Consider the following 13840-nt stretch of genomic DNA (forward strand, 5'->3'; position numbering starts at 1 on the left):
ACTAACCTTAATTCAATTATTTTTTAAGAATTCAGATCATTTACTCTATTGGATGTGCTTTTACCTCATCCCAATACATGGTTTGTGTTTCAAAACCTGTTTCAGGAGTATGAGGCATAACAAGAATATTATTAATCACAGCAGTACGACTCTCCGGAATTACAAAGGTTAGCTCTTGCCATTCGCCCACATGATCAGCAGAATAGTCGGCGTGCAACCAATCCTTGTTCAGTTCACCAGCTTCCTGTATTTCGAGCTGTACATCGCCAGCAACATCTTTCAATACCATTACAGTTATACTTCCATAAATAGCCGGATCAACATTTACCTGATTGGCATTCCATAGCGCACCGCTTGTCCATGGTCGTCCACCTGCATCAGTTCCATCGTTTGTTCGAAGAAGTGATACACAAGTTGATGTTGAATTTATACCATCTGTTACAGGATTTACTGTTCCATTATTAACTGAACTTGCAATTGATTCCCATGTTGGAGATACATCCTCACCATTGTAAAGCACAAGAATTGGTGTAGGTGCTTCTCCCAATATAACAGTCACTTCATAATTAAATACAGATCCCAAATAATCCAATGAATACGTTACCGGATTGGTAAAATCAACTGAAGTACCAGCTTCTGGCGATATAGTTGCACCATCTGTATATTCTATAATTGGAATTAACGAGGTTACATCAGTACCTTCAGGCAAATAGATTACAATGGTTTTATTGGGTTCGTTGATTGTACCTTCAACCGATCCTATTTTAAAACTCGAAATCTTAGCCCTGGCAACATCAACATTTACCGTATATTTTTGATATAAATCAGAATTGGTAACGGTATAGGTTACATCCAATAAATTTCCGTTTGCATCCGCAAAATCAACAGTCTCACCACTAACCGGGCTTATATCTGCTCCATTTGCAATCGTAATTTCCGGTGATAAGCCTGTAAGATCCGAACCCGAAGGAAGAATAACCGAAATGGTTGAGTTCTCTTCGTTAATAGTTCCCTCTACTCCATTCACAACAAATGAATGAATACTTGTATCTCCTGTAAAATCAAGACTATCTTTGGCATCCTCTTCACAAGAAAATAAGGCTACTGATAACAGGATGATGATAAATTTATAAATATTGGTTTTCATAATATTCTTCATAATTAAAATCCATAATTTTGCTTATAACTACCTTTACTATAATTAATTTGTTGGATAGGTACAGGGACATACTCATTCTTATTTTTTTCGAATTCAGCTCCCTGATAATAAGTATGGTCAGTAGCTTCGCCCAAATAATAAGCATTCATTACTTCATCAGCGATACCCCAACGAACCAGGTCAAAGAATCTGCTGCCTTCCATAGCCAGTTCAAGACGACGCTCCCACCTTAAAGCTTGACGGGCAAAGTCTTGCGTCCATACACAATTCACTCCGTCCTGATAGGTTTGAATGTCAAGATTAGTAGCAAAACTGATTAGTGAAGTACTCACTTTTGCTCTTGTTCTCACCTGATTTATTAAAGGTAATGCTGCAGTATAATCTCCCATTTCAATCAAGGCCTCTGCTCGCATCAATAACACATCTGCATAACGAATGATGATGTTATTTTTTGAGTTGGCATACCAGGGTCCTGTTTTTACATAGTAGTCACTTGCCGGATCAACATTTTCTTTTAACGATGAAAAATAACCATACATATTAGGATTACGGGATTGGTTTTCTTCGTAATTGATATCAGTATATTTATATGGTTTTCCGGCAATAGCCACAGTATGAAAAAGTCTTGGATCAACTTTATCTGTACTCTCGCTGTAGTTTGCATCATTAAACGTATCAAACATTGGTAAACCATTTGATGTTTTAAAGGCATTTACCAGATTCTGACTTGGTTTATTAAAATCACCACCCGGAGTAGGTGTGGTAAGCGCATTGCCCATATTCAATCGTCCATAAGTTGTTCCGTCATCTTGCGAATATTGAACTGCAAATAAAGATTCAGCACCATTTTCATATTCTCCCGGTAAAAAGTTGTAAGCAAAATCATTTTCCAGTTTATAAGGAGAAGTCATCACATAAGCTGTTAAATCCAATACCTTTTGTAAATCATCCTGATCAACAGAAACCACGTTATTCATTTCATCCTGTCGGTATGCTTTGTATAGATATACTTTAGCAAGGTAGGCCGCAGCTGCATATTTGTTGGCGCGCCCTGTTTCATCCTGTTCTTCGGGTAAGTTATTGTACGCATATTCAAAGTCATCGGCTATTTTTTGCCATAACTCATCATTGGTATAAGCCACATTTGAAAGGCTTGAAATATCTTCTGGTGACATCGTTTCATCGACATACGGAATTTTATTAAAAATAATTTTCTGAATAAAATGCATGTGTCCGCGTAGAAATCGCATCTCTCCTATTCTGACATTCTTGTTCGACATCTCATCTTCACTGATTTTATTAAGCAGACTTAGTGCAAAATTAGCTCTGGAAATAGCCACATAGTTCCTGTACCAAAATACATCGGTATACCAGGTTTCGTTACCAATTGAAGGAGAAGAGATTTCAAGAAAGTGCAAAAAGTCACCATCATTCTGATCATTACCTCCCTTGTATGCATCATCAGACCTTACATTACCATAGTTCCATAAACTTAACGGACGGTTGATTTCATCGTTTCCTATAGCTGCATAAGCAGATATCACTTCATTCTCTATTTGCGCAGCACCGGTAAGGTTGTCTTCAGTCAGAGTTCCGTAAGATGGTACTTCTAAAAAGTCATCACACGATACCAGATTTAAGGCAATTAGTGAAAAGAATATTAATTTATATGTTCGTTTCATGATTTTTTATTTTTGATTTAGTTCTTAAAATGAGATGTTCATACCAACAGTAAAAGAGGTAGAAATTGGATAAGCCAAAGCAGGGTTTTCCGGATCCAATCCTGTAAAATCTTTACTCTTTATGGTCATCAAATTTTGTCCGCTGACATACAATCTGGCCTTCGACAATTTCATTTTCGATAACAAATCCTTAGGCAGTGAATAACCCAATTGAATCAGTCTCAATTTCAGGTATGAACCGTTTTCAACATAATATGAAGAAGTTCGTTTTTCATTGTTTAAATCACTGTACGATAATGCCGGAATATCTGAACCTGTGTTAGTTGGACTCCACGCATCTAAAACTCTTGTTCCCTTATTAGAACCTAACTCATCTACAGCCCAGAAATCTGTAAAACGCTTTACCGAATTATAAACATCAATACCATAAACTCCCTGCAAAAAGGCAGTCATATCAAAACCTTTCCATCCTAGCGCAATATTCAATCCGTATTCAAAATCAGGATGCGGATTTCCTATCCAGGCTCGGTCATTTTCATCAATAACCTCATCATCATTCATGTTTTTATATCTGATTCGGCCAAGTCCCTTACCAGTTTGATCCACATAACTATCCACCTCATCCTGTGATTGAAATAAACCATCAGCCACATAACCATAGAAAGAATTCAGCGGTCTGCCTAAAATATTATCGGTAGTTCCGTTACCGCCATAACTATTCACAACACTTTCAGGTAGTTTTGTAATTTTATTTCGATACCCTGATACATTGGCCATAATATCATATGAAAAACCATTTGTTGTTTCGTCCCTGTATCCAAGAGAGATTTCCAGACCTTTATTCTCCATGGAAGCACCATTCACCCAGTGGTCTCCACCTTCACCAATAGCTCCCAGATAAGGCGGTTTCACCAAAATATCCTCAGTGTTTTTTAAATACGCTTCAATGCTTCCGTAAAGCGCCTGGTTATAAAATCCAAAGTCCAGTCCGATGTTTGTTTGAGTAGTTGTTTCCCACTTTATTTCATCATTAGCTCTTTGAGTCAGCGAATAACCAGATGGCAATATTCCTGAATTGGAACCTGTGATATCGTAAGCTGTTCCTGTATTAATTCCGGCTCCGGTTTCACCAATATAATTAGCATATATCAAGGTCCTGTTGGCATAGTTATCAATTTCCTGGTTACCGGTTTGTCCCCATCCAGCTCTAAGTTTCAGGTTTGAAATAACACCCTTTAGTCCTGCCATAAAGCCTTCCTGATCAATACGCCATCCGGCAGAAAAAGCAGGAAACGTGGCATATCGATTTTCCTTACCAAACCTTGAAGAACCATCTCTACGTAATGTTACCGAAGCCAGATATTTATCGGCAAAACCATAATCAATCTTACCAAAATATGAGTTTAAAGTATATCCCGTTGCACTACCTGTAGCATACATTTCTCCAACACCTGCATCAGGCCACATGTAATCAGGATCTTCAACTTCGTAGGTTCTTCTTTCTGCTGAAAAGTTAATATCTGAATGATCAATCATTTCTGTACCCACTAAAAATGAGAACCTGTTTTTACTAAGTTGAACCACATAGTTTGCAGTGTTGGTCCAGTTCCATTTTGTTGAATGGCTTTGTATCATTTTTGAAGAAGTAAGATCTGAACCTAATCTTCCGGTGAAACTATAGGTAAGTGCACGTTGATAATAATTAGAATAATCAAGACCAAAACTACTTTTGATATGCAGATTTTTAACAGGCTGAATATCGATATAAGCATTACCAAATAATCGCCAGTAGTTGTAAGGATTATCTTTATTCGCATCCAGAATTCTGGCAGGATTATCTCTGTCTCTCATACCGGATGTTACACTTCCCCAATCTCCATCAACAGTTTTTACAGGCATTACAGGAAGCGATAAAATAGATAAATCAAGTACGCCTCCCGGAGTTTGTAACTCTGATGTATTATTAACCGTAAGGTTTTCGCCAATGGTAATTAAGTCGCCTAAAATTTTTCTGCTGGTATTAATACGCGAAGAAAAACGTTTAAAGTAAGTCTCATTAACGGTACCTTTATTGTCGTAATAACCCAGTGAAAAGAAATTATTAGATTTATCGGTACCGTTACTGATTGACAAATTGTATGATTGGGCAAATCCGGGACGGGTTATTTCGTTAAACCAGTCTGTGTCTGAGGTCAACATGGTATTGGTACCATCTCTAGCATCAATATATTTAGGCAGTTTCATTCCATTCAGAACGGCATTACCATTATTATCATAGTTATAATCATATACATATCCAATCTGGTTGTTATTCGGATTAACACCACTGTTAATCATGGCCTGCCATTGCGCCTGTCCAAATTGTTTTGTATTCAGCATATCGATAATCTCTCCATACTGAGAAAAAGTTTGAAACATGTCAAAGTTAACACGGGTTTTTCCTTCTTTCCCCTGCTTTGTGGTAATGATAATAACACCATTACCTGCTCGTGAACCATAAATACTGGCTGCAGAAGCATCTCTAAGCACCTGTATGCTTTTAATATCAGAAGGATTCAGTTCGTGCATGCCACCTTTAGTTGGAACACCATCAATGACATACAAGGGATCATTATTATTTAATGTACCAATACCCCTGATTCGAACAGTTGAAGCACCACTTGGACTACCATCCCCACTAATATTAACACCAGGAATACGACCTTGCATGGCTTTAATAGGGTTATTTTCACCTTGCTTCATGAGTTCATCCACCTCAACGATTGAAACAGCACCGGTTAAATCAGCAATTTTTTCTGATGTATATCCGGTAACAACTACTTCATCCAACCCCACTAAATCACTTTTCATATCAACATTTATAGTCAACTCATTACCCACAGTAATGGTCTGAGTCATCATTCCTATAAATGAAAATTCAAGTTGGGCATTGGTTTTTACTTTTATAGTAAAATTTCCGTTAATATCAGTAATTGTTCCATTGGTTGTACCAACCTCCACAACGGTAACTCCGGGAATTGCGTTATTTGTCCCAGCTTCAGTCACGCGTCCTGTTATATTTTTCTCTTGCGCCATGGCAAGAGTAGAAATAAAAGCTATTAGAAACACTGCAATTAGTTTCTTAAGCCAATTAATTAAACCATCAGATTTTTTCATTTTTCTTCATTTAGTTGCATATCTCTCCCTGGTCATCCACTGTAAAGCCACTATACCCTTTACAAACGGACTCTCAATGTCAATCAAGTGTTGGATTTATCGTATTCAAAAGGCTGAATTGAAAATCGATGAAATCAAAGCCTTATACATCACAACTTGGTGTATCGCCTTCTAGTGTTCGAAAAGGCACTCTTAATAGTAATTAACTGTGCACCACGGGAATAAACTCTCCTCCTTATTCAAGGAGGAGTACGGCGAGGTACGAGTCGGGAGGTGGTTTTCAATATTTAGATCCTATTATTATGGACATTCCAACTCCAAAGGTATGAAACCACCTCCCCTCTCCTTTGTCGAGGTACTCCTCCTTCTTAAGGAGGAGAGTCGATTTACAGCTTATAAATTACTCTTAATGACAACATTAATATCTTTTAGAACACTCAAGTGTATCGCCTAAAGTTGTGATATTTCAGGCTCAGCCTTTTAAAACCATTACTTCCAACCTTAATGCACATTATGATGTGGAAACAAAATGCTTGTTTTAGTTAACAATTGATTTTATCACAAATTTTATCTAAAGCGTAAGAAGGCGTAGCGCCCTTTTTTGTGCACACAAACGCTGATACATTTACAGCCATTTGATGAATTTCGGACAAGGGTTTATTTTGTAACTTCCCTATGATCATTACACCGGTAAAGGAATCACCTGCTCCAACAGTATCAGCAACTTCAACTTTTGGGGTTTCTAAAAAGGACTGTTCATTGATAGTAAATAAGTAACTGCCTTTTTCGCCACAGGTAAGTGCCAACATCTCTAATTTGTAATGATCGATAAGAAATTGACATTTCTCTATATCAGATCCTTCCCAGCCAAACATGGCCGAAAGAATATCCAGCTCCTCATCATTTATTTTAAGCACATTGCAAAGCACCAAAGACTTCACAATAACCTCCTTAGTATAAAAATGCTGTCGTAAATTGATATCAAATACTTTTAGACATTTATCTGAAGTGTAATTGATTGCTTTTTCAATTTCATTTCTGGATACTTCATTACGCTGTGCCAATGAACCAAAACAAATGGCATCCGCTTTATTCAATTCGTTTTTAGCATGATCAGAAAGCGTAATCATATCCCAGGCAACATCTTCTACAATGTTATAAGTTGGAATACCATTACTACTAAGCTTTACTGCGACAGTTCCTGTAGGGTAATCAACTCTTGATATTAATGAATCAATATTTAGTTTTTCAATGTTTTCACATATCTCATCACCCAGAGGATCATTACCCACAGCACTTAAAATAGCTCCTTTGGCTCCCATTTGTTGTGCATGGTAGGCAAAATTTGCGGGAGCTCCTCCAAGCTGCTTTCCATCGGGTAACATATCCCATAAGAGCTCACCCATTCCAATTACATATAGTCTCTTTTCCATTGTGTATTGTATTTAGTTTCCTTTCAATCAGATTAGTTTAAAGCCAGGTCTACTTCAAGCTGTTCCAGTGTTTTACCTTTGGTTTCGGGTATATATATCAGTATAAAGATGAAGGCAATAAGACTAAACAGGCCGAAGAAACCAAAGGTGTATGCCCCTCCTAAATTATTGAGCAACCATGGAAAGAACTGTACCGTTAAAAAGGTACAAACCCAACTAATTCCTGTGGAGAAAGACATGGCCAAACCACGTATTCTATTAGGATAAATTTCGGAAGTAACTACCCACATAACAGGCGCTAACGAAGCTGCAAAAAATGCAATATACCCTAGTAGTGAAATCAAAACGCCAAAGCTACCAGCTGTATCAAAGGTGAATGAATAAACCATATACATCAGTGAGATGGTCATTCCTACCGTTCCCCATAACAAAAGAACCTTACGCCCTTTTCTGTCCACTAACCATAGGGCCACAATAGTAGCAACCAGGTTAACCACTCCTACTAATACGGATTGCAACAGCGCCTGATCGCTACCTACATTGGCCTGACTAAAAATTGTTGGTGCATAACTAATTACTGCATTAATTCCAGTTATCTGCTGAAATGCAGCCAACAAACTTCCCAACAAAACAACTTTTGCTACTTTCCCCTTAAATAGTTCCTTAAACTTTACCTTATTGTTATTTCCTGTTTTTCTAAGCGCACTACTAATATTATCAAACTCTGTTTTAGCATTTTCTTTTCCTACCAATCGGGTTAATATATTCACTGATTCGGCATGTCTCCCTTCCTTTGCCAACCAACGGGGACTCTCAGGGAAAGAAGTCAGTAACAACACCAGAAAAATGAATCCGAACACTACCGGAACTGCCATCATGTATCTCCAGCCATTAACTACATCAACTAACCCAAAGTCTATTAAGTAAGCCAGTAAAATTCCTATTACAATTGCAAATTGATTATTAGCAACTAACCTACCCCGTATATTTGCTGGTGCAATTTCCGATATATAAGTTGGTGCTAAAACAGACACAGCCCCAACCCCAAGACCTGCGACAAATCTGCTCGCAATAAAAAGTTCTATTGATTGCGCAAGCGAACAACCTAATGATGAAATAATAAATAGAATGGCTGCAAGAATCATCATTGGTTTTCTACCATATTTATCACTCAACGTTCCAATAGCCAATGCTCCAATTAAACACCCTATCATTATAGATCCGACTGCTGCGCCTAAACTAACATCACTCAAAACAAAATAATCTTGTATAAAAGAAACCGCTCCCGAAATTCCAGCCATATTTAAACCAAAGATTAATCCGCTTAATACAGCAATAAATGTTATCCAATATAAATACTTGTTTGTCCTCATTTCTAACTTTTAAAGAGTTTACACTTTATTGTTTTTGAGTATTAAAAACTCTTAACAAATGTAAATGGGGATATCAAATTGGTGTTGCATTTATGATACATTACCTATCAACAATAGTACATATAAGCCTTTATTTTAAAGGGATGTCACTTATGTTACAGGATTATCATTTTTGTTACATGAGTAGTAGAAATGATTTAAGATATTAATAACCTTACGTAGGATATTTTAACGAAGTAAAGACGGATTTTAGGAATTATGGACAGTGCAATAATTGAATATCGATTGAAATAATAATAAAGTATTAACCAGAGTTTGTTCAGAAAGGGACCGGAATGCAATTCCTTATTTTTGTGCTTAAAAGATAATAACATTCAACCTAAAACCTCTGCAAATGATTTACAGCACGCACATTGCACGGAAAAAATTTCCGCGCTAACAGCCGTGAAGGATAGACATATCCGGGCCTACGGGTGTGTTGGCTAGATGAAGCGTATGGAGATTAAACGAGCTAAACTATCTAAATACCATTGAGCCAAAACGCATATTTTGATTTATTTTTTCTTTTAAATCAAAATATGCGATTTGGCGGTGTTCAATAACCTCACTCAACTTTCTAAATATCACGAACTCCATATATGCTTTATTCTAGCGTGTTGTATGTTGGTGTTTATACTATTTAGTTTCTTTTTTCTTATCATCAACATTCTCAAAATCTTTTTGAACCTCAGCGATATAAGGTTTTTTTGTTAATAGTGAAATAAGATATTGGTCATTCAATAATCTAACAAAGTCGTCTGCTGCAACCTTTGTTTTTACTTCAAACTTATTCTGTTTAGGAATATATTTAATCCGTTTTGCAAGACTATATTTTCCGTCCTTCGTTTTAAACTCATCTAAGAAACTCTTCATTTCTGCAATCGGAGTTTTTAAAACTTCGTTATCTGCAGAAACTTTCATTAATTTCTTTGCAAAACTTACTTTTGTTACTAAATCATCAAGAACCTTTGTGTCTACAAGGATATTCTTGCTTTTAATAAAATTTAAAGACTCAGCACCTTTGGTTAAATAACGCTCATTAAAACCAAACTTTGATTCTAGTAACCTTACATTCAATATAATATAACTATCATCAATGAAGATAAAATCAAATTTGTCACTAATCTGCAAAAGAGGAGCATCCTCTAATTCAAATTTAGTACGATGACCTACCTCATGACTTAATAGTTTCAAAACTGTTGAGCGTGACAAAATATCAAAAGGGTATTTGTTTTTATACAAGATAACCTGTTCATTATCTATCTGAAGTCTAATTAAAAATGCAAAAACATCATCTAACAAATGCTTGCTAAAATCAAATAATGAGAAGTCCTCATATTTCTTATCTTGTAAAGTTTTCATTTCTTCAAACTCCACTGGAATGTGATAACTATCATCTTCTGACTCTTTATTTGGGAAATGATAATATACATTCTTCAATTCATCAATCTCGTTAATGTGTTTTAATTGCCAATCAATACCTGTCGGAATTTCCTTTCCTTCATTGTCCTGATTGAAAATTTGGCTTTTTATCTTAGTTATAAAGTCTTGTTCCAACTTAGTTTGTGTAACTGTTCCTTCTAGGTTCGCTCTTAATATCTCAATATTATCCTGTGATTTTGGACGATATAAAAAATACAATTCTAATCCGATTTGTTTATCAATTACAAATTTTAGTTTTGAAAGTAAAGTTGATTTTTTCATTATTTCACAAAGTATATGTTTTCTTCAATTAATCGTCTTTTAACAATATCGCCAGATTTTAATTTCCCTCTAGATATTGCAATAATTTTCGAATCGTCACTTTCAAAACTTACATTATAAACATAAACACCAAAAAGTGACAATGTTGGATTTGTATAAAAAAAGTTGGCTTTAACGTAAATAATTCCAATTACTACCAGCATAAATATTAATATAATCCAGTTTCTTTCATCTTTAAAATCAAAGGTTACGAATGGCAAAATATATGTAGCCAAGAATGAAAGATGGTTATTACTTATATTTTCAACGGTTTTTATTGTTTTAGGGTGAGCAAATTCTCCGTTAAGTTCTTTGAAATATAGCTTATAAATGATAAGCCCAAGTAGAATGAAAAACAAACAAATTAATGTTGGAATATTATGTTTTGCATATTCAGAAACGCAATCCCATGAGCGGCAAAACTCAAATGAAGCATGGTAATATGTTTTAATAATTATACTTACGAATAAAAGTATCAATGAAACGATATAAAGTCCTATTTTATATTTTGTCATTTTTTCATCATTTTATTTAGTGTCGAAATCTTTTAACGGATGTAATTCTTATACTTACACACAACAGTGAAAACTTGATTTGTAAGGCACTTTGAAAAGTAAATCTGTCTAACCATTGCTTAGCCGAAGCTTTTGCTTCGGCGAACTTATTAAAATTGCTAAACTTCCAAAATTACACTGACAGCCTATGTTATTTATTGTTGGCATTTCGTTGTTTTTAACTTAAGTACTTTCTCCAATGCTCTATGTACTTACACTCTTTCCAATATTCTTCTAAACTCGAATGATTTTTAGAAATAGGATTTTCTTCAAAGCTCCACAATTCCTGATATTGCTTTTTTGCGACTTCTAATGGTCTTAGAAAAACATCTGAACTTCTGATTTCAATTTTACTTTCATTATTATGTTGAATTCTCCACTTTGCAGCGGCTTCTTTTTGCCATTCTTCTTGCATTCCGCCCACTAACACAAATCTAAATCTACTTACTGCACCAAAAATCCTTGCTTTTTCACTTGGATTCTCAGAAAAATACCTGTCCCAAGATTTAACTTGCTCAATAGCATGATTTAAATCAGCCGTAGGATCACCGTTTTTATTAAACAACTTCATACTAGGCTTTTCAACTTCTAGTAAAACCCATTCTGGACCGTCAGAATTATCATTTAACCAAGCAAAGTCACAACGAAACTTATTCCCGAATGCAACTTCTTTAAAGTTTGGTCGGATTCCATATTTTCTAGAATAAAGTTCATAAAATAAAAATGAATTGTTTTTCAATATTGCAAGTAATTCTGTTTCTGAATTATTGTCGTAAGCTGTTTGTAATTGTTCTTCAACTTCTTTAATATTCCAAGTACTCATATTCTTAGTCTAATTTTTGTTTGCTTAAGCTACTACATCAATGAATGCCAACGGTACACATAAATTTACGGGGCTGAATACGAACTACATTCCTGTCAGGCTAAACCAAAGCTAATACGAGTTACAAAACTTCAAATAATTACTAACCAGCCCTTAAATTTATGTCCTGTTGTGTACTTTTTTTAATTTTTTATCAACCTAAACTCCTTATTATCTGATATTACTATTAAATCCCCACCGAATGCATGCTTTTTACCTATAATTTCACCTTCATCATAAATTAATGTAATTGGGTCTATAAAAGAATATGATATTACTTTATAATTTAAATCATAAAGTCCGTCTTTACTTATAGGGTAATTTTTAAACAATTCCTTATTGTAATTAGGTTTCATTGCCTGAATAAGTGCTTTTTCTGAGTCAAGAAAAATTGTTTCCTGTTCTGGATAATTTTCTCCAAGTAAAGCAGATGTCATACTTTTAATATCAGAATAACTTCCGAATGTTTGCATTTGTATATTTTCTTCAAATTCAAAGGATAATATTACAATTTCATTTGCCGGAAGTTGTTTTTCAGTAACGGATTCTTCCAATGATAAAATATCTTGAAAAGTTGAGTGACCTGTTAATCTCTTTAAAATTCCTTGTTTTGTAGCTTTTCCAACATAATGAACTTGATATCTTAAAAAAGATTTATAATCGCCTTCTATCTCACATTCAATATAACCTTTCCACCAATTTTGAAGTAATTTTTCTGGAGAAAACCATATTAAAAATTCTTCTTTTTCTTTTTGTTGTTTAACAAGCGAAAATCCATGGATATTAAAATAAGGTGGAAAATTCTGAGTGGTAGATTTATCTAAATCATTAAAAGCTATTAAAATAGTATCATTTTCATTAGTGTTAACAATTGATTGAGCTAAAGGTAATCTACATTTTAAAATATTAGGATTCCCTTTTTGATGAATTTCAAAATTCAACTTGTATTCATTCTCATCGGGAACTATATTTTCAAAAGTAATTACTGCTCTTTGAGCAATCAAATAGAGGCTGGCTTTAAAAAGAGCTTGTTCAATATCCGTATCATTTTTTGTAACAGCAAATTCATAAGCTGTCATAGGAGCATATGCTAATTCTAATTTATTTATTAGTCTTTTATCATCCATTGGAATTCTTATTTGTAGTCTGTCAAATTGTACACAACTCATTTCTATACGCACCCTAATTCAGTAATCGTAATTAATGCTCTTTATATAACCATATTGGTATTGTAACCGTCATTAATCTACTCTTATATCCTTTATGGATTACATTATTTGAAATAACTAAGTATGGAATATACTCCAAAACTATTCAAATGTTTCACATAATGGGTAAAATATATTTGTAAATAGACGAAGAGAGGATTTTAGTAAATGAATAATTAATAATGTGTGATGAGTAATTAATGGGTAGTTACAAGATATACTAGTTATTGATTTATTTTTGGGTAATTGTTTTAGGTATTGCTTATTAGTTTACTTTTCAACCATATCGCGAAAAAGAGCAACAATAACAAACTACATAAAAACACATATTTAACTGATTTACATACCTCCCTGCAATTTTGTGAGAGCAAATTTCCGCTAAGAAATATGCCCGTGCAGATTTGCGAGAGCAAATTTCTGCTAAGAAATATGGCCCTGCAGTTTTGCGAGATGAGATTTCCGCCAAGAAATATGGCCCTGCAATTTCGCGAGACCAGATTTCTGCTAAGAAATATGGCCCTGCAATTTCGCGAGACCAAATTTCCGCTAAGAAATATGGCCCTGCAATTTTGTGAGAACAAATTTCCGCCAAGAAATATGGCCCTGCAATTTTGTGAGAACAAATTTCCGC

At 34.9% G+C, this 13840-nt stretch carries 10 protein-coding genes; all 10 read right to left on the reverse strand.

The features are described 5' to 3' along the window. Window positions 1-40: 40 nt before the first annotated feature. Window positions 41-1159, reverse strand: coding sequence for an SGBP N-terminal domain-containing protein (locus OM075_RS17610; RefSeq protein ID WP_301191853.1), 1119 nt, complete (start codon window positions 1157-1159; stop codon window positions 41-43). A gap of 2 nt (window positions 1160-1161) precedes the next feature. Next, entirely contained in the window at window positions 1162-2841 is a 1680-nt protein-coding gene (locus OM075_RS17615) for a RagB/SusD family nutrient uptake outer membrane protein (RefSeq protein WP_301191854.1), read from the reverse strand. Window positions 2842-2865: 24 nt separating this feature from the next. Next, entirely contained in the window at window positions 2866-5997 is a 3132-nt protein-coding gene (locus OM075_RS17620; protein WP_301191855.1) for a SusC/RagA family TonB-linked outer membrane protein, read from the reverse strand. A 542-nt stretch (window positions 5998-6539) separates the two neighbouring features. Continuing rightward, window positions 6540-7430, reverse strand: a complete 891-nt coding sequence (locus tag OM075_RS17625) for a carbohydrate kinase family protein (RefSeq protein WP_301191856.1) — start codon at window positions 7428-7430, stop codon at window positions 6540-6542. 32 nt (window positions 7431-7462) lie between these two features. Continuing rightward, window positions 7463-8803, reverse strand: a complete 1341-nt coding sequence (locus OM075_RS17630; protein ID WP_301191857.1) for a sugar porter family MFS transporter — start codon at window positions 8801-8803, stop codon at window positions 7463-7465. 675 nt (window positions 8804-9478) lie between these two features. Next, a complete protein-coding gene (locus OM075_RS17635; RefSeq protein WP_301191858.1) occupies window positions 9479-10546 on the reverse strand; it encodes a Kiwa anti-phage protein KwaB-like domain-containing protein in 1068 nt (355 codons plus the stop codon). Then, complete coding sequence (gene kwaA / locus OM075_RS17640; RefSeq protein WP_301191859.1) at window positions 10546-11100, reverse strand: anti-phage protein KwaA; 555 nt, start codon at window positions 11098-11100, stop codon at window positions 10546-10548. The genes OM075_RS17635 and kwaA overlap by 1 nt, the downstream gene beginning before the upstream one ends. A gap of 217 nt (window positions 11101-11317) precedes the next feature. Continuing rightward, window positions 11318-11962, reverse strand: coding sequence for a Shedu anti-phage system protein SduA domain-containing protein (locus tag OM075_RS17645; RefSeq protein ID WP_301191860.1), 645 nt, complete (start codon window positions 11960-11962; stop codon window positions 11318-11320). A gap of 182 nt (window positions 11963-12144) precedes the next feature. Beyond that, entirely contained in the window at window positions 12145-13128 is a 984-nt protein-coding gene (locus tag OM075_RS17650) for a hypothetical protein (RefSeq protein ID WP_301191861.1), read from the reverse strand. 358 nt (window positions 13129-13486) lie between these two features. After that, window positions 13487-13840: hypothetical protein (locus OM075_RS17655; RefSeq protein ID WP_301191862.1), on the reverse strand; the 354-nt coding region annotated here is incomplete at its 5' end.

The organism is Plebeiibacterium sediminum, assembly GCF_026013605.1.
GTDB classification, from domain to species: domain Bacteria; phylum Bacteroidota; class Bacteroidia; order Bacteroidales; family Marinilabiliaceae; genus Saccharicrinis; species Saccharicrinis sediminus.